Source organism: Gordonibacter massiliensis (ex Traore et al. 2017) (assembly GCF_019731765.1).
Classification (GTDB): domain Bacteria; phylum Actinomycetota; class Coriobacteriia; order Coriobacteriales; family Eggerthellaceae; genus Gordonibacter; species Gordonibacter massiliensis.
The window spans coordinates 311,488-335,404 of sequence record NZ_JAASIO010000001.1; the positions used below are offsets into that span (position 1 = coordinate 311,488).

Here is a 23,917-nt window from a genome sequence, read left to right on the forward strand (position 1 = left end):
GCCGCGCGCCGAAAACGCGGCGGGCGGCGGCAAATCGAGACCAAACAAGGAAGAGAGAGGTCAAGAATGAGTGAAAACGAGAACTTCGTCTACACTGCATGCCAAGGCTGGGGATGCCACGACCACTGCATGCTGAAGACCTACGTGAAGGACGGCGTTATCGAACGCACTGAGCGCGCCGTGTTCCCGGGTCCGCGCCCCGAGCGCAACCGCACATGCCAGAAGGGCATCATCTCCGCGAAGCTGCCCTACATCAAGGAGCGCATCCTGCACCCTATGAAGCGCGTCGGCAAGCGCGGTGAGAACAAGTTCGAGGCCATCAGCTGGGACCAGGCTGCCGAGGAGATCACGGCCAAGCTTCGGGAGATCCGCGCCAAGTACGGTGACGCCTCCGTGATGATCAACACCTTCTCCTGCGGTGTAGCCGGTGGCCAGTGGTCTCTGCCCACCGTGCTCGCCAACCGTTTGCTCTACACCTCTGGGGCCACGCGTTTCCACTTTCCCATCATCGACGTGTCCGGACAGTGGACGTACAACATCGAAGAGGGTAATCCCGGCAACGTGCTCCAAAGTGACACCGATAGCATGATCAACGCCAAGTACATCATCAATTGGGCCGGCAACCCCATCGGCTGGACCCGCGGTGGTCATACGACCGCAACCATGCTCGATGCCCAGGAGGCCGGCGCGAAGATCGTGCACATCGGTCTCGTGTACGACTGCACCGCCGCCAAGGCCGACCAGTTTATCCCTGTCAAGCCCGCCAGCGACGGCGCTATGGCATTGGCCATGGACAAGATTATCGTGGACGAGGGCCTTTACGACGAAGAGGCTTTGCTGAAGTACACCGTGGCCCCGCTGTTCGTACGCGATGACAACGGCCAGTATCTGCGCGCCAGCGACCTTTCCTCTGTCGAGGGCGGCGAGAGGGACTTCATTTGCTGGGACAAGAACATCGACGCCCCGGCCATTCTGGGTCCCGTGGTTGACGAATCCGGCATCGTCCGCGGTGGCACCGCCGCCGGCAACGCCTATGCCGTCATCGGTGCCAGCTCCGGCAAAGCCAGCGAGAATGTGGAGCCTTTGCTGGAAAAGGTCGCCGTCATAGACGGCATCGCCTGCAAGACCGTGTTCGTGAAGCTCCGCGAGCACTTGGCTCCTTGGACGCTGGAAAAGCAGGAGGAGATCACGGGTGTTCCTGGCGAAGTCGTCGATACGCTCGTCCACGAGTACATCGCCGCCGATCCCGCGACCATCTGCCTGCAGGACGCCATGCGCTATTCCAACGGCGGTCAGGCGTACCGCGCCATCAACCTGCTGAATCTCCTCTCCGGCAACTTCGCCAAGGTCGGCGGCCGCATCATCCTCTCCGCCCTGGGCGATGGCGAGATGGTCTCTTTCAACGAGCCTGCCATCAACTGGCCGAACGGCATCGCCGGCGTCAACGCCACCCAAGCAACGTGGGACGAGATCCTCGACAGCCCGAACCATCCGGAGAAGCAGCAGTACAAGGCCTACATCAACACGTTCGTGAACCCCGTGCACGCGTGGCCCCACCCCGACGTGTTCTGCGGCCAGTTCGTCGAGAACCTGGAGCTCATGATCGCCCTCGACTTCCGCGAGACGGACACCACCGCCTGGGCGGACTACATCCTGCCTGAGTGCACGCCGTTCGAACACGAGGAAATCTACGCGAACTCCGACTGCATCATGCTGCAGAAGCCCGCTATCGAGCGCCGCGGAGAGTCCCAGACTGCGTCCTTCGTCTACGAGCTACTCTCCAAGGGCATGGGCGTGCATCAGTACTTTGAGGGCATGGAGGACGCCGACTGGACGCGCCTGCGCCTTGCCAGCGGCGATCCCAAGCTCGAGGGCATCACCTACGAGCGCCTGCTGGAAGAGCAGGTTATCCCTATGAACGGAGCTACGGGCAAGCTCGACATCTACGAGAAGATCCCCTGGACTTACGACACTGAGACCGGCCGTCACCAGTTCTATTGCGAAGAGCTCGCCGATGTCGGAGGCGCCTTCGGCGGATACGTGCCGTCCCGCCTCGTCACCGACGACGACGAGTACAAGGAGAAGTACCCGCTGCAGATGTATCCGGGCCGTCATCGCGTGTTCATGCAGACCCAGTTCACCGAGTTCGAAGAGCTCCGCGCCATCGGCGGCGACAAGCCCTTCGTTTCGATGAACCCCGCGACTGCCAAAGAGCGCGGCATCAAGCCCGGCGACCTCATCGAGATCGAGAACAAGAACGGCCGCATGACGTCGGTCGCGGCGCTTTCCGAGGCGTTCCCTCCGGGCATGGCGCACGTGTGGTACGCCTACCCGAAGAAGGACCACAGGGACAACCCGCCGACGGTGCTCTCCACCCCGCTTTCTGGCCCCGACTCGCATACCGTCGTGGCCGACAAGTGGGAGTCCATCAACCTGCCCCGCAGCTTGGAGAACGGCATCCCGCGCGCGCTCGTGTACAACGGCCTCGACCGCGCTGAAACGTATTGGGAGGACCGCTGCGAGGTCCGCAAGATCAAGGAGGCATAAGCCATGGCTACACCTGCAATCCTCGTGAACGTCAACCGCTGCACCGGCTGCTGGACCTGCTCCATGTCGTGCAAGGTGGGCCACAAGCTCGACCTGGACGAGTACCGCGTGCACGTGAACACCATCGGCAGCGGCAACGGCGTGGACAGCCCGGGCGGCACCTGGCCCAACGTGTTCATGAAGTGGGAGCCCGTGTACGGGAAGTCCTGCACCATGTGCGCCGAGCGCACGGTGGACGGCCTCGAGCCTATGTGCGTGTTCAACTGCCCGGCCAAGGCGCTCACCTACGGCGACGCCGACGATCCGAACAGCGCGTTTAGCAAGCGCGTCGAGGAGCTGAAGGCCAAGGGCTTCGGCGTCTCGCAGAAGCCCGTGTGGGAGGGCACGCGCGACAACGTCTACTACGCCGAGAGGGTCACGGCCATCTAGACGCATAGAATTGCTCCTCGTCCTCTGGGCTCGGGCTCAACCTAAGACCAGGGGGCGGATAGGAGTTGCACCCGCGTCGCTCCGCTCGATGTCGGAAAACAGGCGAAGGCTGAGCGGCGCGGTGTTGAAAGAGGCAAGGGGAACATTTGATTCGTAACAATTTGCACCTTCGAAGCAAATAGTCAGACAAACGTTTTCGTCGCTCACGAAGGCACGCCGCACCAGTCCCACGCCTGCTGCTTGGTTGGATGGGCTTGGATGGCGCTGCGCTTCCGGTGAAGGTGCAAGGACAATTCCACAGAAAAGGGGAGTGGGTTGTATGTCGAAAAACAACGGTAAACCTCACTACGCATGGGCTGTTCTGGTAGCTTGCTGCAGCTTGGCTGCCGGATGCGGCATCCTTATCATGACGGGCGGTCAGTGGTTCGGCTCCGTCACCGGTGAATTGGGCTTCAGCGTCACAGAGCTCACGCTGTACATCTCTATCGCGACTTTGGGCTTCGCCGTGGTGGCGCCCATAGCCGGAAGGCTTCTTCTCAAGTTCAACGTTCGAGTGCTCCTTACGGGGGGTTACATCCTCTGTATCTTGGCTTTCGCGGCCATGTCGCTTTACAATGCGCCGTGGCAGTGGTGGATTTCTGGAGCGGTGCTCGGCTTCGTGGGAGGATGCGTCTTCCTTATTCCCGTACCCATCATCCTCACCAACTGGTTCGCTAAAAAAACTGCTCTTGCCATTAGCATTGCCATGTCTTTTCTGGCCATTGGGTCGGCGATCGTAAATCCCATTGCGGCGGCTCTTATCGCATCGGTGGGCTGGCGCACCGCCTACGTCGCGGTGGCCCTCATCGCTGCGGTGGTCGTGCTTCCTTGCACCATGCTCCTCATTCGCTTCAAGCCCGAGGACAAGGGGATTTTGCCGTACGGCATTGACGCTGCATCCGAGAGCGGTGCCGAGGAGGCTGCCGCCATCATGAACGAGGGCGTGTCCGCCAAGCGCGCTTATCGCTCCGCATCCTTCTGGATCCTTGTTCTGATATTCGCAGCGTTCGCTTTCCTCAACTCCATTTCGAACCTGCTCCCGCTGTACATGGAGAGCATCGGCATGATTGCCATCGTCGGTCTCATTTCCACGATGACCATGGCGGGCCAGTTTATCAGCACGCTGGGTCTTGGAGGCCTCGCCGACCGCTTCGGCGGCACGGCGGCAGGCGTGACGGGACTGGCAATTGCGGGTTGCGGCTTTTTGCTTCTGATCTTCTTCGGCCAGATGGTAGCCGGGGCTTTGGGCGGCGGCGCGCTCTACGGAGTTTTCGGAGGCTTGTCCTCCATCGCTCCTCCACTGCTCGTTCGCGCTGCGTTCGGCAACAAGGACTTTGCCAAGCTGTATTCCAACTTCATGCTCGTCGTCAACGGCATGGGCTTCTTCGCGCTGCCCATAATGTCTCTGACGGTTGATATGACGGGCGAGTTCAACTTGGCGCTTTGGCTGGCTTTCGGAATTTGCGTGGCGTGCATTCCCATGATCATGGCATCCATGCGTTTGGCGAAGAAACTCCCCCGCGAGGCATAACAAGGGTTTCGAGAACTACGTCGGATTGTGAGCCTATGCGCCCCGCTGGTGTTTGAGATGGCTACACCTTCATTGACAACGTCTACTACGCCGAGAGGGTCACGGCCATCTAGGCGGATTTTCTCGACGCATCGCTCCCGGGCTCAGCTTGACTACCAGGTCCGGGAAGCGGGCATCGGCCCGGCTAGGTAGTTTCGTTCCGTCGTCACGGGCGAGCGAAGGCGTTGTTGTTTTCAGAGTTTTTGCCGCGCAGCGGCTAGTTGTTAAACGACAAGGGGGCATGGGTTATGAAAAAGATACGGACAGTGCTTGGCGACATCGCACCGAAGGATTTGGGCACCACCATGATCCACGAGCACGTCACCGCCGACCTTTCTGAGGCTATGAAAGGGACGTGGGGGCTCTTTCCCCAAGTAAGCAGCGAGATGCTTTCACTTGAGACGCGGAACTTCAAGTTTCTCCAAAGCGGTGCATGGTCGATTTCGCCCGATGCGATGGATCCGTCGGGTGACGATTACGTCGACTTTATCGTAAGAGAGTTGGAGGAGTACAAGGAACTCGGCGGCAAAGCCATGTGCGAATGCTCGGTCTACGGCTTGATGGGACGGCCTTACGAGGACCTTGTGGAAATCTCCAAGAAGTCCGATATCCATCTTGTTTGCGGCGTTGGGATGTACTGGGATGTCGTGCGGCCTGTCAAGTTCAAGAACATGGGCGAGGTCGAGTTGAAGGCGCTGTTCGAGTCTGACCTCGATAACGGCTTCGGCGATTCGGGCGTGAGGCCGGGCTTCCTCAAGGCGACGTTCTCGGGTTTGACGGAGGACGGGTTGCCGCTGCCGGGCGAACTTGACGTGTTTCGTGCCTGCGCTTGCATATCCGCAGAACGCGGCATGCCGTTGATGTTTCATATCAATATGCCGCCATGGGGCGGGGACAAGATCGCAGAACTTGCGAAACGAGCCGTATCTATGGGCGTCGATCCCGGCAACCTTCTCTTTTGTCACGTTTTTTCGCTCGTTAATCATCCTGCCGGGGAGCAAGAGACCATTTTGGACGTAATCAAGAACCATGGACAGCGCTTCAGCATCGAGCCTCACAAGAAATTGCTCGATTTGGGTGTCAGCATCTCTTTCGACAACTTCGGCAACATGGCGACTGCCGTCTCCGAGCTCGGCACAGGGAGTTTGGTTAACGACTACACCACGGTAAGCGCCATCTACGAGCTGCTGAAGCTCGGTTACGGCGGCCAGATCATGCTCGGACACGACTTCGTGTGCAAGATATGCGCCAAAGCTTACGGCGGCTACGGCTACACGCGCGTGCCGACTTTCGTGCGCGACACGTTGGGCCAGTTGGGCTATGCGGACGCCTACGAGCGCATGGTCGTCCAAAATCCTGCCGAGTTCCTAGCTTTTTAGGGGAAATCGTGGCGTAGACGAGCTTGCTGGCATCGATATCCGTTTTCCAGAGAGCTAAGTTGCACTATTCAATAGAAGGAGACCAGTTATATGAAGAAGATACGAACCGTGTGCGGCGACATCGCACCTGAGGAGCTCGGCACCACCATGATCCATGAGCACGTCACCATTGACCTTCGGGACGTTGTCAAAGGGACGCGTTCGGTTTTTCCCGAAGTGAAAGATGAGCAGTTGACGTTCGAGAACCGCAACCTTCAATTCCTCCAACATAGTGCTTGGACGATGTCGCCCGACACCATGGATGTGTCCGGCGATGACTACGTTGATTTTATCGTGCGAGAATTGGAGGACTACAAGGCAGTCGGCGGCAACTCTTTGTGCGAGTGCTCGGTTTACGGCATGATGGGCCGGCCCTACGAGGACTTGGCGACCATATCCAAGAAGGCGGGCGTTCACATTATCAACGGCGTCGGCATGTATCAGGACTTTTCCCGACCCGCCGAGTTCAAGGACATGGGCGAGGTCGAGTTGAAGGCGCAGTTTGATTCTGTCATTGACAACGGCTTCGGCGATTCGGGCGTGAGGCCGGGCTTCCTCAAGGCGACGTTCTCGGGTTTGACGGAGGACGGGCTGCCGCTGCCCGGAGAGCTCGACGTGTACCGGGCGTGCGCGCGCATCTCCGCCGAACGCGGCATGCCGTTGATGATGCATGTCGAGGCACCGCCGATCAGTGGGGATATTCTGGCGGAGCTCGTCAAGCTGGCGATCTCTCTGGGCGTCGATCCCGGGAAGCTCCTGTTCTGCCATATGCAAGGCCTTATCAGCCGTCCTGACGGCGTACCGCAAACCATTTTGGACGTCGTCAAAAACCACGGCCATCGCTTCAGCATCGAATCTCACAAGAAACTGCTCGACTTGGGTGCCAACCTTTCGTTCGACTGCTTCGGCAACATGGCAACCCTGCCTTTCGAGCTTGCCGGAATGAGCCAGCCCGACGACTACCTCAAGCTGAGCGCCGTTTACGAGTTGCTGGAACTGGGCTATGAAAGCCAGATCATGTTGGGGCACGACTTCTGCAGCAAGGTGTCGGCTAAGGCATGCGGTGGCTACGGCTACACGCGGGTGCCCACCTTCGTGCGCGACACGTTGGGCCAGCTGGGTTATGCGGACGCCTACGAGCGCATGGTGGTACAAAACCCTGCCGAATATCTCGCCTTCTAGGCCCCTCGGCTTCAGAAAGAGCAAGGCAAGCTTCTATTCAATCACGAAAGGAACGTAGTTCTATGGAGGAAAAAAAGAAGAAGATCCATTACGCATGGGTCGTGCTTGTCGCCTGTTGCGGCATGACGTCGAGCATGGGTATACTCTTCAACTCAAGAGGACAGTGGCTCCTTCCTGTGACTACGGAAATGGGCATGAGCACCACCGAGTTTGCTTTGCTCTTCACCTTGGGTTCTATCGGGCTGGGCATTATGGCTCCCGTTGTGGGGAGGGCGCTTCCCAAGGTCAATGTCCGCATCCTGCTAACCGGCTGCGCCATCGTTGTCTTGGCGACATGCTTTGCGATGGCGTTTTTCAACGAATCGTGGATGTGGCCGGTCTCGGGTCTGGTGATTGGCATCGCCGGCGCGTTCGTGTTCATTGTTCCCACGCCTATCATCCTCGGCAACTGGTTTGTCAAAAAGACTGGATTCGTGACCGGCATCGCGTTGGCCGCCATGGGCATCGCGGGCGCTATCGCCAATCCAATCGCCGCCGCTCTCATATCTTCGATGGGCTGGCGCTCCGCCTGTTTGGTCATCGCCGCCATCGGCGCTGTGGTTCTGCTCCCGTGCACGATCTTTCTCGTTCGCTTCAAGCCAGAGGACATGGGCCTTCTACCCTACGGCGCCGATGCGGTTTCCTCCGAGAGTGCCGAGACTCCCGCAGTTGCGCTGGCGAACGAGGGGGTTTCGGCGAAGCGGGCGCTCCGCTCCCTTTCGTTCTGGCTCATGTTCATTTCGATCACCGTGTTCTCTATGCTAGGCGGATACGCTCAGCTGCTGCCCATGTACGCCGAGAGCCAGGGCTTGCCCGAGATCGTCGGTCTCGTTGCGACAGCATGCATGGCGGGGATGTTCGTGGGTAATCTGCTGCTCGGTGCTCTCGGTGATCGGTTCGGCGGGCTACCCACAACCATTATTGGCACTATCATCCTTGTGTGCGGCATCCTGCTGCTCATGTTCTTGGGTTTCGCTGCGATCCCGGTTTTGGTCGGCGGGCTCCTCTACGGCGTTGTTCCGTCTTTAACTCAGGTGGTTCCGCCTTTGGTATGTCGCGAGGTGTTCGGCAACAAGGACTTCCCCAAGCTGTATTCGACGCTGAATGTCGCCGTTTCGCTCGTGGGCGCCTTTGGTGCCGTGATTGTCGCGCTGATCCTCGATACAACCGGCAACGATTTCATAGTCGCTTTCTCCCTCGGCCTCGGTTTCGCCGCCTTCGCCGTCGTGGCGATTGTGTTCTCGATGGTCTCGGGAAAGAAGATCGCGGCAACGCCTGATCGGCAAGTCGCTGGCAACAAAGAAACAAGCGTTGCATCGTGTGAGATGATTGCTAGGAAAGAGAGGTAACCATGAAAGAGACTATGAAGCTTGCGGTGCCAACGCTGGGCTCCGGCGGGTTCGCGTCGAAGCGGTCCGATCATTTTCGCCGCTGCGATTGCTTCACCGTCGTGGATATCGTCGACAACTGCATCGTGGATGTCTCGGAGCTGAAGAACCCGTCGGACGAAAGCGGCGTGCGTCTCGTGCAGACGAACTTCGGATGGCACGCCTTCAACGTGCGCAACGACTCGGAGCACGAGGAGGTCGACTGCCTGCGCGTTGCCGAGCTGCTGTCCCGTGCCGGAGCGAACGCCATCGTGGCGGCCGATATGAGCTCGCGCGCGGTCGCGGTGTTCGGCAACGCCGGCATCGAGGTGCTCACCGAGCATCGCGCGTCGAGCGTGGGCGATGCGGTGGAGGCGGTAACGAAAGCATGCGCGTTGCCTTGACGGCCCCTGCCGGTAAAAAGGGGCTCGATCGGTATTGCCCGAGCATCGTCCTGCTTGATATGATCAGCGAAGCGTGTTTGCCAAAAGCGGGTTCGACGAAGCGCGTTCGAGTCGATTTCAGGGGGCAGCGCATGGAGTTGGGATACAGCTATATAAAGGAGTACCTTTCGGAGCGGTTCACGGTTCTCGCGTCCAGCAAAGACCGCGATGCCCGGTACAGCGGCCCCCTGATCTACCGAAAAGACAAACCCATCGAGCACAGGTGCGTTTACGTGGCTCGTTTCGAAGAAGCGGACGCGCGCTTGCTGGGTGAAGACGTGCTGGCTATCGTTTGCTACGATCCAGCTCGAGCGTGTTTCGCAGGTCAGGGCGACGGCGAGCGCTTCTCTAAGAGGAGCCGCAGCTTATGCGTGGAGATTCCCGAAAGCGATATGGAGCGTCTGTACGAATGCCTGCTCGACTTGTTTCACCAGGAAGATAAGTGGAGGGACGCTCTCTGGTTGCTGCATTTCAACAAGGATAGCAGCTCCATCAAAGATTATCTTGATGCGAGCATAAACCTATTCGAAGGCGCGCTCACGTACGACCCTGCCGGAGAGTGGCGAGAAAGCATACATTCGACGCGAGGCGATTTGAAATCCTCTTTGCTGGGAGGATTTATCGACGAGGACGGAATGTGTTCGGAAGCGATAGACTTTAGCAATCTCGAGAAGGTTATCGGTTCTCATGAGCCTGCCATGGTGAAGCTGACGGATCGGTTCGGTGCCGACATCGACATTCTGGCGATATCGGTAAGGGGAGTCGACGGCTCCTATCTGGGGGTGTTGAAAGCGCCGCTCGCCGACAGCCAGGCGACTCAAGCGCAGCTATGGCATATATCCGAGCTGCGAGACGCCTTGGAGACGTTCTTCAACGCCACGTTCTCGACAGGCGGATCCGAGGTGGTCTCGTCCCACTCGCTTTTGAGGATGCTCTTGTCCGAGAACATCGGCAACGCTCGCTCGGTTAAGAGGTATCTCAAGATGTACGGCCTGCCGCATTACGGCAACTACATTTGCGGCGTTATTGATATCGGCAACGGCGACAGCTACAAATCCATTCCCCTGTGGCGCCATCGTGCCACTATCGAAAGCGCGGATGAAGGTTGTTTGACGGTGGAGTACGACACCACTATCCTCGCCCTCATCGACACCAACCGATGCAAGCTAGAGCCCGAGGCATTCTTTCAAAAGGTTATCAAGTACTACCACATCTTCGACATGCACATCGGGGTGAGCTTCCCGTACTGCGACATACTGCTCACGAGCAAGTACGCCCAGCAGGCGAGAGCCGCGCTCGAGATGGGGGTGGAAGTCCACCCTGCGCGACGGGTTCACCTGTTCACCGACGTGGCCATTTTCCACATACTGCGCTACGGCACCGAAAGGCTGCCAGCCCGTATGCTGTGCGTTCCCGGCTTGGTCGACCTGCAGAAGCAATCGGATAGCGGCGTCGACTACATCGCCACGCTGACCTCCTACATACAGAACCTCTACAATGCCGCGGTAACCGCCAAGGAGCTGGACATTCACCGCAGCACGCTCCAGTACCGCCTGAGCCGCATCAGCGACATCACCCGTATGAATCTGGACGACCCACACGACCGCCTCTACCTCGAGTTCTCAGTGGCGCTGCTGAAGCAGCACTAACCCTCGCGCGCCGAGTCCAAGCGGGCGATTCGCCTTTCTCGGGTTTGCACCGGCCCCTTCCACGTTGGATCCCTGCACGGTTTCCGTTGGTTTCGCGTTGGACGCGCGTTGGATCGGCACGGTCGATCTGCAAGGTTCGTGCAAGGTCGAGGCGGTTCGCGGACGGTCGAATTACGGTCGCCCGGCAAGGTCGCGTTGCTATACTTCGATGCGGAAAGAGTTCGGCGGACGAACGGGATGCAGCGAGGGAACTTGGAAACCCAAGACGACCCGGCCGAAAAAGCCGGAACCCCTCTGGCCGCAAGCGTCTTCCGGCGCGCGCAAACATGGTGAAAGCATGTGCGCACAGCCGGCGGATCAAGTTTTCCTTGTGGCCGACGAGGGCCTTTGCTAGAATAGGCAAGCTAATCCTGCTCCGGGTTAACTGCCTTCACCAGCCCCGGAGCCGCTAAAGACCAAAGGAGGTGAGCTGATGAAGGCTTATGAATTGCTGTTTTTTGTTGCTCCGTCTATCGACGAAGAATCCCGCGCCGCTGTTATGAAGCGTATTGAGACCACGATCGCCGAGGGCGAGGGTGTTGTCGACAACGTCGACAACTGGGGCAAGCGCAAACTCGCTTATGAGATCAACGGTCTGACCGACGGTGACTACACTCTCATCGATTTCCATGCTGATCCCGCTAACGTTGCTGAACTCGACCGCGTTCTTCGCATCAATGACGCCGTTGTGCGCCATATGATCGTCAAGCGTACGGATCGCGACTAAGAGCACGTGGCATCGGGCGCGCAAGCGCCCCAGCATGAGAAGAGGTAGGAAACATGAGCATTAACCGAGTTATCATCAGCGGAAACCTGACGCGCGACCCCGAGCTGCGCTCTACGGCGAGCGGATTGCCGGTGCTCGGCTTCGGCGTGGCCGTGAACGACCGTCGCAAGAACCAGCAGACCGGCGAGTGGGAGGACTATCCCAACTTCATCGACTGCACGATGTTCGGCGCGCGCGCTGAGAGCCTGTCCCGCTTCCTCAACAAGGGCACGAAGGTGTCCATCGAGGGCAAGCTCCGCTGGAGCCAGTGGGAGCGCGAGGGGCAGAAGCGCAGCAAGATCGAGGTGATCGTCGACGAGCTCGAGTTCATGTCGAGCCGCAACAGCGATTCGTCTTCCTACGGTGGCGGAAACTCGTCGTCGTACGGCGGCAACGCGGGCGGCTACTCCCCGGCTCCGGCACCTGTGGTGGCCGCGCCGGTGGTCGATGCCTCTTCTTCGGTCTACGATGAAGACATCCCGTTTTAAGCGAAACGAAAGAGGTTTGTGAAATGTCCGATTACGCGAAGCAGCCGCGTCGCAAGTTCTGCCAGTTCTGCAAGGACGAGGCGAACTACGTCGACTACAAAGACACGCAAATGCTGCGCAAGTACGTTACCGATCGCGGAAAGATCAAGCCGCGCCGTGTGACGGGTGCCTGCACCCAGCATCAGCGCGACGTCGCGAACGCCGTCAAGCGCGCCCGTGAGATGGCTTTGATGCCGTACGCGGTGCCCGCCGTCAGCGGCCGCGGCGATCGTCGCAGCCGTTAAGGCGAAGGAGGAACCATGAAAGTCATTCTGCTTCAGGAGTTGAAAGGCAAGGGCGGTGAAGGCGACGTCGTAGACGTGGCCCCCGGCTTTGCCAACAACTACCTGCTCCCCCAGAAGCTCGCCATCCAGGCGACGAAGGGAAATCTCAAGCAGCTCGAGCAGCGCAAGCACAACATCGCCAAGCGCGAAGAGAACCGCGTTTCCGACGCCGAGAAGCTGAAGGCCGCCCTCGAGGGCACGGTCGTCAAGGTCGAGGCGAAGGTCGGCGAGGAGGGCCAGCTGTTCGGCTCCGTCACCGCCACGATGATCGCCGACGCCATCAAGGCCACGACCGACCTCGATGTGGACAAGCGCCGCCTCGAGCTCGGCCACGCCATCAAGACGGCCGGCGAGCACGAGGTCGTGTACTCCATCTACCGCGACATCAAGACGTCCGTCAAGCTGTTCGTGGGCGACCCCAACGCCGAGGCTCCGGCCGAGGAAGAGGTCGTCGAGGAGATCGTCGAAGTGGTCGAAGAGGTCGAGGCTCCCGCCGAGGCCGACGAAGCCGCCGAGATGGCTACCGAGGAATAAAAACTTTTCCACAGGCTTATGTTGTGGAAACTGGGGAAAACCCCCTTTGCCCCGATGGCGGGCGAAGGGGGTTTTCCGTTTCCGGTGGATAACTTCGCAGCGCGTTTTTTGCATAAAAATAACGCGTGATCTGCGGTAACACATAAGGTACTATGGAAAACCACACACGTCGCCAAACAGCGGCAGCGACCGAGCAGGTTGTCATCCTGAGCGGAGGCCGTAGGCCGGAGTCGAAGGATCCCGTGCGGCGTTAGCGGAAACGTCACGGCTGGCGCCGCACGGGACGGCGTGCATGTTGAAAGCAACCACGAAGGAGTGCGAAGAGCCATTATGCCGGCAGCGAACCAAGCCCCCGCAGGAAGCACCGATTTCAACGACGGGTCGGCGCCTCGGAACAAGCCGATGCCGCAGAACATCGAAGCCGAGAAATCCGTGCTCGCGGCCTGCATGCTCAACGCCGAGGCCGTGGAAGAGCTCATCTTGAAGCTGAAGCCGGAGTCGTTCTACCGCCCGGCGCACCGCATCATCTTCGAGGCTATCTGCGAGCTGAACACGCGCCGCATCCCCATCGACCAGATATCGCTGGCCGACAACCTGAACGCCACCGGCCAATTGGAGGCCGTGGGCGGAAAGCCCTACCTGGTGGACCTGGCCGACAACACGTTCGCGCTCACGAACTGGCAGAACCATGCCGAAATCGTGAAGCGCACCGCCATCCTGCGCGAGCTCATCTACGCCGCCGCGTCCATCAACGCGCTGGCCTACGACGCGCCCGACAACCTGGACGAGGTGGTGGAGGACGCGGAGAAAACGCTGTTCAACGTCACCGAGAAGCGCGTGTCGTCCACGTTCGCGAAGATGGACACCCTGCTCACCGACGCGTTCGAGGAGATAACGAAGCTCGCCGAGCAGCAGAACCACATGGCCGGCGTGCCCACGGGCTTCAAGGACGCCGACGACCTGTTCCACGGCTTCCGCGGCGGCGACCTGGTCATCTTGGCCGCCCGTCCCGGCGTGGGCAAGACGTCGTTCGCGCTGAACCTGGCCGTGAACGCCGCGAAGTCCGGAGCGGCCGTGGCCTTCTTCTCCCTGGAAATGAGCGCGGGCCAGCTGGTCCAGCGTATCCTGTGCGCCGAGGCGCGCGTGAGCCTGTCGAAGATTCGCGCGGGCTTCATCTCCGAGGGCGACTGGGGCGCCATCGCCGACGCCTCGAACACGCTGTCGAAGCTGGAGCTGTACATCGACGATTCGCCGGGCCTGTCCATCCTCGAGGCGCGCGCCAAGGCGCGCCGCGAGCTGCGCCGCGCCGAGGGCAAGGGCCTCATCATCGTGGACTACCTGCAGCTCATGCAGCCGCCCTCCACGCGCCGCGACGGCAACCGCGCCGTGGAGGTCGGCGAGATATCCCGAGGTTTGAAAGTGTTGGCGAAGGAAATGGACATGCCCGTCATCGCGCTGTCGCAGCTCTCGCGTGCCGTGGAGATGCGCGGCAAGAAGCGTCCGATGCTCTCCGACCTGCGCGAATCGGGCTCCATCGAACAGGACGCCGACATCGTCATGTTCATCGACCGAAGCATGGACGAAACCGAGGCCGAAAGCGAAGACCGCCCGGACCTCGGTCAGGCCGAGCTCATCGTGGCCAAGCACCGCAACGGTCCCACCCGCGACATACCGCTGGCGTTCAACCCGGAGTACACGCGCTTCATGGATTTCATCGACGATTCGCGCGCGGGCGGCTACTAGCCGGCCCGGGCGGGGCCCTCACGCGCTACACTGGTACGCATGCGCAAGCGAATCACATTCATCCATGCGGCCGACCTCCATCTCGGCGCGCCGTTTCGCGGTCTGCGCGCCTTGTCGGAAGCCTGGGCGAACCGGTTGCTCACCGCCATTCCCGAGGCGTACGACCGCGTGATCGACGCCGCCGTGAACCGCGGCGTGGACTTCGTGGTCATCGCGGGCGACATCTTCGATGACGCTCGCGCGTCCTATGGCGATTACCTGCACTTTTTCGAGGGCCTGCGCCGCCTGGACAAGGCGGGCATTCCCGCATATCTATGTACGGGCAACCACGATCCCTTCACGTCGTGGAGCCGCGATTTCTTCGCGTTCCCTCCGAACACCGTCATGCTTCCCGCCGACAAGCCGGGCTTCGCGGCCTACCGCAAAGACGGCGAGACGCTCGCCCTCATCGGCGGGCGCGGCTACTACAACCAAACATGGCCGGCCGACGAGGACATAGCGGCGGGCGTGACCCGCGCGGCGGCCGAGGCGGCGCTCGCCGACACCGTGCCCGACGCCGCCCAGGCGCCTTTCTGCGTGGGACTTCTGCACACGGGGCTCGACCTCGATCCGGTCAAGGCTCCTACGAACCCGGCCGCGCTCATGCGCGCGGGCATGGACTACTGGGCGCTCGGCCACATACATATGAAGTACGCCCACCCCTCCTTCGACGATCCGCGCCTGGTGTTCTCGGGATGCATCCAGGGCCGCGACATCAAGGAGACGGGCGAGCGCGGGTGCTTCGTCGTCACGCTGGAGGAGGACGTCCGTCCTGCGCTCGAGTTCGTTCCCACGGCCAGCGTGGTGTGGCAGCGCATGGACGTGGACGTGGCCGACTGCGCGAACGTGGCCGACGTCACGGACAAGATCATGCGCGAGCTGTTCCGCGTGAACGGCAAGGCCCACTGCGAGGAGATGTGCGTGCGCGTAACGCTCACGGGCACCACGCCGCTTCATGCGGTGCTCGCGCGCCCCGGCGTGCTGGAGGACCTGCGCAAGCACATCAACGACGGCTACCCGTCGTTTTTCTGCGACGCGCTCGTCGATGCCACGCTGCGCCCGCGCGACGTGGAGGCCCTGCGCCGCGAAGGCCTGTTCCCCGCCGTGTTCTTGCAGGTGGCCGACGCCATGCGCGCCGATCGCGACGACGAGGTCGCCTTCATCCAAGAGGAGTTCCTGCGCCGGAACATCCAGCTTCCCAGCGCCTACACGCGGCGCATCGACGAGCTGGCCGAAGACGCCGAGAACCTGGTGCTCGACCTGTTGAACAGGGGCGAGGAATGACGGCCGAACGCGGCGGCGCGCCGTTTCTCAAACGCATCAATATCACGAGCTTCGGCGCCTTCACCGACAAGGTGGTGGGCCCCTTCACCCCGCACCTCAACGTGGTGTTCGGCGAGAACGAAGCCGGCAAGTCCACGCTCGCCTCGTTCGCAGGCGGCGTGCTGTTCGGCTGGGAAGAGGCGCGCGGCGTGCGCAACACCTACAAGCCGAAGAACGCCGAGCGCGCCGGCTCCCTGTTCTTCGCGCCCCGCCCGGCCGAGGGAGACGCCGACGACCCCGACGCCGAGCTCGTGCTCTCGCGCGTGAAGAACGTCGACGGCCTGCAGGGCCCCGCCGGGCTGGTGGACGACATCGACCGGGAAACGTTCCAGACCATGTTCTCGCTCACGAGCGACGAGCTGAGGTCGCTGCGCAACACCACCGACGTCACCGCGAAGCTGCTCACAGCCGGATCGGGCACGGGCGCGAGCCCCGCCCACGCGCTCGCCGAGGTGCAGGCGCGCCTGGCCGAGTACACGTCGAAGGCCGCCGGCATCGAGCATTCCATCGTGCGCCTGGCCGCCGAGCAAGACGAGTTGCGCGCCCAGATGACCGCCGCGGCGGAGGAGGCCGAGCGCTACAAGGGCCAGGACAAGGAGTTCCACGAGCTCGCCCCGCAGCGCGCGCAGCTGCTGGCCCGGCTGGACGCGCTCAACACGTCCATCGAGCAGCTGACGGCGCAACGCGCCACCTTGGAGAAGCTCGACTCCCAGCGCGAGACCCTGCACCGCCAGCGCGACGAGCTGCGCGAGGACGAGGCGGCCCTCGCCGCCGAGCATCGCGTGCGCGAGCAGATATCCGACCCCGCGCTCGTGTCGCTGGGAGCCGCCGACGAGCGCGCGCTGCGCGACCGCATCGACGCTCTGGCCGAGGAGCAGGCAAAATGCGCGCACAGCGTGGACCTGGCCAAAGAGAACTGCGCCACGTCCACCGCCGCCTACGAGGCGTTGCTCGAAACCGACGACGCGCAGGAGGCGAACGAGAAGCGCCGCAGCCAGCGCAGCGTGCAGGTGGGGCTTTCCATCGCGCTGCCCTTCGTGTTCGTGGCGGCTGGCGTGCCCTTGTTCATGCACGGTCGCGAGATAAACAGCCTGTCGTTCACGGCGCTCGGCATAGGCTTGGTGGTGTTCGCCCTCATGCTGGCCGCCGCCGCGCTGGTCATGCTGTTCCGCCCCGACAAGGCCGCCGAGGCCCTGGAGGCCCGCAAGCAGGACGCGCAGTGGGTCATGCTGCAGGACAAGAAGAAGCTCGAAACGTGCCTTGCGGCCCAGCAGCAGCTCTCCGCGCGCATCCGCGCGCAGCTGGACGCGTCCGGTTTGGCCGCCGCGCAGGGGTCCCTTCGCAGCGCCCGGTCGCTCCTGTCCGAGGCGAAGGACGCCCGCGCCGAGGCCGGGCTGTTCCAGCAGCGCCAGCAGGCCTTGGCATCGCGCCTTTCGGCCGTGGAGGACAACCTGGCCGACGTCGAGCGCCAGCGCGCCCGCCTCATCGAGCGCGCCGGGTTGCACGAGGACGCCACCGTGGCCGGCATCGACGCCGCCATCGACCAGAAAACCAGGCAGCGCGCGGGCCTTCTGGAAACGAGCGAGAACCTGAACCGCCGCTACGGCGAGCTGAAGCAGGAGCTTTCCCAGGCCAAGCGCGCGCACAGCTTCGACGAGATCAAGCTGCGCTACCAGCAGGTGCGCACGCGCCAAGACGAGAGCGCGCAGGATTACGCCCGCCTGCTGCTGGCGCGCCGCATGCTGGAGGCCGCCATCGGGGCATGGGAGAGCAAGAGCCAGCCCGAGGTGTACCGCCAGGCCAGCCGCCTGCTCTCGCTCATGACCGACGGCCGCTGGGTCAAGGTGGCCATGACGCCGGAAGGCCGCCTGCAGGTGACCGACTCCGTGAAAACCGAGCGCGAGCCGGTGCATCTGTCGCTGGGCACGTGCCAGCAGCTCTACCTGGCGCTGCGCATCGCGCTGCTCATGACGGCCGAGAACGTGGGCCGCTCCGTGCCCATCCTGGCCGACGACATACTGGTGAACTTCGACGCCCGACGCCGCCTGGGCGCCGCTCGCGCGCTGGCCGAGCTGTCCCGCACGCGGCAGGTGATCCTGTTCACGTGCCATGAAGAAATAGTAGAGTCCATGCGCTCGGTCGATCCAGCGCTGAACGTGGTGGAACTGTAAGGGAGCAGCGGGAGAAGCCAACATGCGAAATGGCGTCTTGCCTTGAGATTGAAATATTCTACCTGAAGGCAAGATGGATGGCTGTGGCAGCGCACGAGCGAAACGAGGGGAGGGTTCATGCCTGAAAGCCAGAACATCGAATGGAAGCAGAGCTGGCGCGACGAATACTTGGAATGGGTATGCGGATTCGCCAATGCCGAAGGAGGCTCTCTCTACATTGGGAAGAACGACCGCGGTGTCACGGTTGGACTAGCGGACTCAAAACGTTTGATGGAGGATATTCCCAACAAGATAAGAAGCTGGCTGGGTGTTGTGTGCGACGTGTCGCTTCATGCCGAAAAAGACGGACGCGAATACATTCGGATCGATGTGAGCCCTAGCTCCTATCCAGTCAACTATCGGGGCAAGTACCATGTTCGTACCGGAGCCACCAAGCAGCAGCTTTCTGGCAACGAGCTTACCCGCTTCATCTTCGAGAAAACCGGCATGTCATGGGAGTCGGTTTCCGTGCAAGGAGCTTCCGTTTCCGACTTCAGACACGACTCGTTCGACATATTCAAGGAGCGTGCCCTCAAAAGCGGGCGCATGAAGGAAGATGATTTTGACTGCACCGATGGAGAGATGCTGGAAAAGCTCGGCCTCATAGTTAGCGGACAAATCACTCGTGCCGGCATCCTCCTGTTTCACCATGCTCCCGAACGATGGCTTCCCCTCTGCTACACGAAGGTAGGGCGCTTCGCGAACGATGCGGATATCCTGTACCAAGATGAGGTGCACGGATCGCTGATCGAGCAGGCCGAGAAAGTGATCGACCTCTTGTACACCAAGTACATGGTTGCGCCCATCGCTTACGAGGGGGTGACGAGGGTCGAGTCGTACCCGTTCCCTATCGACGCCGTGCGCGAGATGATTTACAACGCGCTCGTGCATTGCAACTGGGCGCGTATGGTTCCCATTCAGATAAGCGTGTATCCTGATAGGCTGTACGTCGCCAACCAAGCTGTGTTGCCGAGAGACCTTACGGTGGAGAGGCTTCTCTCGAAGCACAAATCGGAACCCTATAATCCGCTTATCGCCCAAGTGTTCTACCGGGCGGGGTTCATCGAGTCGTGGGGCCGGGGTATTGAGAAGATACGGCGAGCGTGCGAGGCCGACGGCATTCCCATGGCTTCATACGAGCTGGATGCCGATGGAGTGATGGTGATGCTGGAGTCAGCTTTGCCAGATCAAAAACCTGACAATGACCTGACACATGTATTTGCTGATGAGGTGAGTTTTTCAAGCGAAAAGGAACAGTTAAAACCTGACAATGACCTGACACGGAAACTGCTGACTCTGACAAAGAGGCAGCGTGCGGTGTTCGACATGATAATCGCTCGCCCGGAATCTACGCAGCAGGAAATAGCGGACGAACTTAATGTGTCGCGCAGCGCGGTAGGCAACCATATTATGAGCTTGAAGAAAGCTGGCCTCGTGGAGGGCAAGACAGGGGAGAAGTGGGTGATCCTTATCTAAGCTGTGTCCGTTTCCTTGCGGCTCCTGCTTGAAAGGCGAGTTTCGCGTGAGCGGCCCCTGACCACCGTCCCGTGTTCCTTATCTTTCTCATGTGAAGGAGGGCTCTTGAGCTCGTTTTGCCATATAATATTTTATTTGCGGTAGGAAAACCTGCATCGTCCCGAAAGGAAGCGATATGCCCAGCACGGTACTCGTCGGCGCCCAATGGGGAGACGAAGGCAAAGGCAAGATCACCGACCTGATCGCACGCGAGTACGATTACGTCGCGCGCTACCAAGGCGGCAACAACGCCGGCCACACGGTCATCCACGGCGACAAGAAGCTGGCCCTGCACCTCATGCCCTCCGGCGTCATGTACGAGAACGCGGTGCCCGTCATCGGCAACGGCGTGGTCATCGACCCCGGCGTGCTGGTGAAGGAGATGGCCCTGCTCGAGGCGGAGGGCGTTTCCTGCAAGCGCCTGAAGATCTCGTGCAACGCGCACATCATCATGCCGTACCACAAGGATTTCGACGGCGCCGACGAAAAGCGCCTGGGCGAGAACAAGATAGGCACCACGAAGCGCGGCATCGGCCCGTGCTACCAGGACAAGGCCGCCCGCAAGGGCATCCGCGTGCAGGATCTTCTGGACGAGAAGATTTTTCGCCTGAAGGTGGAAACGGCGCTGGCCCAGAAGAACCCCATTCTCGAGAAGATCTACGGCCTGCACACTTACACCGTGGAGGAGATTTGCGAGGAGTACCTGCCCTACGCGCGCATCCTCAAGCCGTACATGGACGACACCACGCGCCTGCTGAACGAGGCGCTGCGCAGCGGCAAGAGCATCCTGTTCGAAGGCGCCCAAGCCACGATGCTCGACATCGACCACGGCACGTACCCCTACGTCACGTCGTCGTCGTGCAGCGCGGGCGGCGCGGCCATCGGCACCGGCGTGGGCCCGAAGGCGTTCGACCGCGTGCTGGGCATCCAGAAGGCCTACATCACGCGCGTGGGTGAGGGCCCGTTCCCCACGGAGCAGCGCTTTCCCGAAGACGGCGGCACCGGCGAGGAAGCCGAGGTCGGCGAGCTTCTGTGCAAGGTGGGCCACGAATACGGCGTGACCACGGGACGCAAGCGCCGTTGCGGCTGGTTCGATGCGGTCATCGCGCGCTACGCGGCCGAGGTCAACGGCCTCACCGACGTGGCGCTCACGAAGCTCGACGTGCTCTCGGCGTTCGACACCATCAAGGTGTGCACGGCCTACGAGTACGAGGGCAAGGTGTACGACTACTTCCCCATGCAGCAGAGCGTGCTGTTCCACGCGAAGCCCGTGTACGAGGAACTGCCCGGCTGGAAGGACGTCGACATCTCGGAGTGCCGCACGTTCGAGGATCTGCCCGAGAACGCGCAGCGCTACGTGGGGTACCTGGAGAAGATCACCGGCGTGCCCGTGAGCATCATCGCCGTGGGCCCCGACCGCGACCAAACCATCATGCGCGGTTGGGACAGATAGAAAGGAACGATTGTGAACATCTTGGTCTTGGGCGGCGGCGGCCGCGAACATGCCATCGCATGGGCGCTTGCGAAATCCCCGCGCACGGACAAGCTCTACGTGGCTCCGGGCAACGGCGGCACGGCCGACGTCGCCCGCAACGTGCCCGACCTGGCGGTGGAGGACGGTCGCGCCGTGCTCGCGTTCGCCGAGGAGCACGACATCGACCTCGTGGTGATCGGCCCCGAGGCGCCGCTCGTCGCCGGCGTGGCCGACGAGTTGCGCGAAGCGGGCATCGCCGTGTTCGGCCCCGACGCGCAGGGAGCCCGTCTCGAGGGCAGCAAGACGTTCAGCAAGCGCTTCATGGACGCCCACGGCATTCCCACCGCGCGTTACGGCAGCTTCGACGACCTCGAAGAGGCGTTGGGCTACCTGGCGGCGATGGACATCCCCGTGGTGGTGAAGGCCGACGGCTTGGCGGCGGGCAAGGGCGTCATCGTGGCCGAGGATCGGGAGACGGCGGAAGAGGCCGTGCGCTCCTGCTTCGACGGCGCGTTCGGCGAGGCCGGCTCCACCGTGGTCATCGAGGAATGCCTCACCGGCCCCGAGTGCTCCATGTTGGCCTTCGTGAGCAACGGCAAGGCGCACTGCATGGCCACGTCACAGGACCACAAGCGCGCCTTCGACGGCGACCGCGGCCCGAACACGGGCGGCATGGGCGTGTACTCGCCGGTGCCCATCGTCACGGCCGACGAGCTGGCGGCCATGCACGACATCATGGAGCGCTCCGCCGCCGCCACGGCGAGCGAGTTCGACTACGATTACCGCGGCGTGCTGTACGGCGGCTTCATGCTCACGCCCGAGGGTCCGAAGGTGCTGGAGTTCAACGCGCGCTTCGGCGACCCCGAGACGCAGGTGGTGCTGCCACGCTTGGAGGCCGACCTGGTGGACATCGTGCTGGCCGTGGCCGAAGGCCGCCCCGACGACATCGACCTGCGCTGGAGCGAGCAGTGGGCCGTGTGCGTGGTGCTGGCCAGCGAGGGCTATCCCGGCGCGTACGAGAAGGGCAAGGTCATCCTGGGCATCGAAGAGGCCGAGGAGCTGGGCGGCGTGACGGTGTTCCACGCCGGCACGGCCCGCAACGCCGACGGCGAGCTGGTCACGGCCGGCGGCCGCGTGCTCAACGTGGTGGCGCTGGGCGACTCGTTCGACGACGCGCGCGAGAAGGCCTACGAAGCGTGCAACCTCATCAACTTCGAAGGCAAGCAGTACCGCACCGACATCGGCAAGAAAGCCGCCGCCGGCCGCGAAGCCTGGAACTAATAGTGTTGCGCCGCTCTGCCGAGCGGCGCAAGGTGTCGACGCTGCGGCTTCGCGTGGCACTCGATCTCGCTCCTTTTTCGCTTGCCCTCGCGTGCGGAGCACGCTCGGCCGCGAAACGAAGCGATCTCGGGCACCACGCGAACCCTCGCTGACGTTTTTTTGGACAGAGGAGTCTATGTTATCCGAACGCATGCTCACCGCCGTGGTACGGCAGTGCACGAAGAACTACCTGAAGCTCCAACCCACCGACGACGTGCGGGTTCCCGCGCCGAAGCCGGGGCAGAAGTACATGCTGTACATGCACGTGCCGTTCTGCGAGCGCCTGTGCCCGTACTGTTCGTTCAACCGCTTCCCGTTCGCGGAGGAGCGCGCCGTGCCGTATTTCGCCAGCATGCGCAAAGAGATGATGATGCTGAAAGATCTGGGCTACGACTTCGAGAGCCTGTACGTGGGCGGCGGCACGCCCACCATTATGATCGACGAGCTGTGCGACACCATCGACCTGGCCAAGGAGACGTTCTCCATCAAGGAAGTGTCGAGCGAGACGAACCCGAACCACCTCATTCCCAGCTATCTGGACAAGCTGCAGGGCCGCGTGCAGCGCCTGAGCGTGGGCGTGCAGAGCTTCGACGACGGCCTGCTCAAGCAGATGGACCGCTACGACAAATACGGCAGCGGCGCGGAGATCCTCGAGCGCATCGGCGAGGCCAGCCCCTACTTCACGTCGCTCAACGTGGACATGATATTCAACTTCCCCGCGCAGACCGAGGACATCCTCATCAACGACATCGAGCGCGTGGTGGAAAGCGGCACGAGCCAGACCACGTTCTACCCGCTCATGGCCAGCCCGAGCGTCGCGCGCCAGCTCGCTCGCACCGTGGGCCGCGTGGACTACGCCCGCGAGCAGACGTACTACCAGATCATCGACGAGCTGCTGGCCGGCGGCACCGACCCGCTGTTCGACCACGGCAGCGCCTGGACCTACAACAAGCGCGGCACCGAAGCCGCGGGCGCGGACGCCATGATCGACGAGTACGTGGTGGACTACGAGGAGTATCCCGCCATCGGATCCGGCGGCATCACGTATCTGGGCGAAAACCTGTACGTGAACACGTTCTCCGTCAACGACTACAACGCCGCCATCGCGCAGAACCGCATGTCGCTCATGGGCAAGACCACGTTCAGCAAGCGCGATCGTATGCGCTACCGCTTCATGATGCAGCTGTTCGGCCTGCGTCTGGACAAGCGCCAGTTCGAGCACGATTTCGGCTGCACGGTGGAGGCCGGCTTGCCCGTGGAGATGGCCTTCATGAAGGCGTCCGGCGCCTTCGACCGCGACACGCGCGATGAGCTCACGCTCACGCCGAAGGGCCGCTACCTCATGGTGGTGATGATGCGCCAGTTCTTCATCGGCGTTAACAACCTACGCGACCAAGCCCGCGCCGCCCTAGTGGGCGAGGAACGCGAGCTGATCTTCGGCTAGTGCGAAAGGTTTAAAC

Annotated in this window: 19 protein-coding genes; all 19 read left to right on the forward strand. The window is 61.7% G+C overall.

What is annotated here, in order from left to right; genetic code table 11:
* Positions 1–66: 66 nt before the first annotated feature.
* The 19 genes from HCH03_RS01245 (at position 67) to HCH03_RS01335 (ending at position 23,901) form a co-directional block, all read left to right on the forward strand.
* Complete coding sequence (locus tag HCH03_RS01245; protein ID WP_221688027.1) at positions 67–2,547, forward strand: molybdopterin-containing oxidoreductase family protein; 2,481 nt, start codon at positions 67–69, stop codon at positions 2,545–2,547.
* 3 nt (positions 2,548–2,550) lie between these two features.
* Entirely contained in the window at positions 2,551–2,976 is a 426-nt protein-coding gene (locus tag HCH03_RS01250) for a 4Fe-4S dicluster domain-containing protein (protein ID WP_221688028.1), read from the forward strand.
* A 319-nt stretch (positions 2,977–3,295) separates the two neighbouring features.
* Positions 3,296–4,546 carry an MFS transporter gene (locus tag HCH03_RS01255; protein WP_221688029.1) on the forward strand — a complete coding sequence of 417 codons (1,251 nt, stop codon included), beginning with the start codon at positions 3,296–3,298 and terminating at the stop codon, positions 4,544–4,546.
* 287 nt (positions 4,547–4,833) lie between these two features.
* The gene (locus HCH03_RS01260) at positions 4,834–5,964 is read left to right on the forward strand and encodes a hypothetical protein (RefSeq protein ID WP_221688030.1); all 1,131 of its coding nucleotides are present in this window, start codon (positions 4,834–4,836) and stop codon (positions 5,962–5,964) included.
* 90 nt (positions 5,965–6,054) lie between these two features.
* A complete protein-coding gene (locus HCH03_RS01265; protein WP_221688031.1) occupies positions 6,055–7,185 on the forward strand; it encodes a hypothetical protein in 1,131 nt (376 codons plus the stop codon).
* Between the two features lie 62 nt (positions 7,186–7,247).
* Positions 7,248–8,573 carry an MFS transporter gene (locus tag HCH03_RS01270; RefSeq protein ID WP_221688032.1) on the forward strand — a complete coding sequence of 442 codons (1,326 nt, stop codon included), beginning with the start codon at positions 7,248–7,250 and terminating at the stop codon, positions 8,571–8,573.
* A 2-nt stretch (positions 8,574–8,575) separates the two neighbouring features.
* On the forward strand, positions 8,576–8,995 hold the full coding sequence (locus HCH03_RS01275) for a NifB/NifX family molybdenum-iron cluster-binding protein (protein WP_221688033.1): 420 nt from the start codon (positions 8,576–8,578) through the stop codon (positions 8,993–8,995).
* Complete coding sequence (locus tag HCH03_RS01280; RefSeq protein ID WP_221688034.1) at positions 8,980–10,683, forward strand: PucR family transcriptional regulator; 1,704 nt, start codon at positions 8,980–8,982, stop codon at positions 10,681–10,683. The genes HCH03_RS01275 and HCH03_RS01280 overlap by 16 nt, the downstream gene beginning before the upstream one ends.
* Before the next feature lie 472 nt (positions 10,684–11,155).
* Positions 11,156–11,449, forward strand: coding sequence for a 30S ribosomal protein S6 (gene rpsF, locus HCH03_RS01285; protein ID WP_080144173.1), 294 nt, complete (start codon positions 11,156–11,158; stop codon positions 11,447–11,449).
* A gap of 53 nt (positions 11,450–11,502) precedes the next feature.
* Positions 11,503–11,976, forward strand: a complete 474-nt coding sequence (locus tag HCH03_RS01290; RefSeq protein ID WP_080144174.1) for a single-stranded DNA-binding protein — start codon at positions 11,503–11,505, stop codon at positions 11,974–11,976.
* 23 nt (positions 11,977–11,999) lie between these two features.
* Positions 12,000–12,260, forward strand: a complete 261-nt coding sequence (rpsR, locus tag HCH03_RS01295; RefSeq protein ID WP_080144175.1) for a 30S ribosomal protein S18 — start codon at positions 12,000–12,002, stop codon at positions 12,258–12,260.
* Between the two features lie 15 nt (positions 12,261–12,275).
* Positions 12,276–12,833, forward strand: coding sequence for a 50S ribosomal protein L9 (rplI, locus tag HCH03_RS01300; RefSeq protein ID WP_221688035.1), 558 nt, complete (start codon positions 12,276–12,278; stop codon positions 12,831–12,833).
* A gap of 330 nt (positions 12,834–13,163) precedes the next feature.
* Positions 13,164–14,576, forward strand: coding sequence for a replicative DNA helicase (dnaB, locus tag HCH03_RS01305; protein WP_221688036.1), 1,413 nt, complete (start codon positions 13,164–13,166; stop codon positions 14,574–14,576).
* A 39-nt stretch (positions 14,577–14,615) separates the two neighbouring features.
* Positions 14,616–15,899, forward strand: a complete 1,284-nt coding sequence (locus tag HCH03_RS01310; protein WP_221688037.1) for a metallophosphoesterase family protein — start codon at positions 14,616–14,618, stop codon at positions 15,897–15,899.
* Positions 15,896–18,109, forward strand: a complete 2,214-nt coding sequence (locus tag HCH03_RS01315; RefSeq protein WP_221688038.1) for an ATP-binding protein — start codon at positions 15,896–15,898, stop codon at positions 18,107–18,109. The genes HCH03_RS01310 and HCH03_RS01315 overlap by 4 nt, the downstream gene beginning before the upstream one ends.
* A gap of 117 nt (positions 18,110–18,226) precedes the next feature.
* Positions 18,227–19,624: an ATP-binding protein gene (locus HCH03_RS01320; protein ID WP_221688039.1), complete on the forward strand. Its 1,398-nt coding sequence runs from the start codon at positions 18,227–18,229 to the stop codon at positions 19,622–19,624.
* A 175-nt stretch (positions 19,625–19,799) separates the two neighbouring features.
* The gene (locus HCH03_RS01325; RefSeq protein ID WP_221688040.1) at positions 19,800–21,116 is read left to right on the forward strand and encodes an adenylosuccinate synthase; all 1,317 of its coding nucleotides are present in this window, start codon (positions 19,800–19,802) and stop codon (positions 21,114–21,116) included.
* 12 nt (positions 21,117–21,128) lie between these two features.
* Complete coding sequence (gene purD, locus HCH03_RS01330) at positions 21,129–22,418, forward strand: phosphoribosylamine--glycine ligase (RefSeq protein ID WP_221688041.1); 1,290 nt, start codon at positions 21,129–21,131, stop codon at positions 22,416–22,418.
* Positions 22,419–22,593: 175 nt separating this feature from the next.
* Positions 22,594–23,901, forward strand: coding sequence for a coproporphyrinogen III oxidase family protein (locus HCH03_RS01335; protein ID WP_221688042.1), 1,308 nt, complete (start codon positions 22,594–22,596; stop codon positions 23,899–23,901).
* Positions 23,902–23,917: the final 16 nt, after the last annotated feature.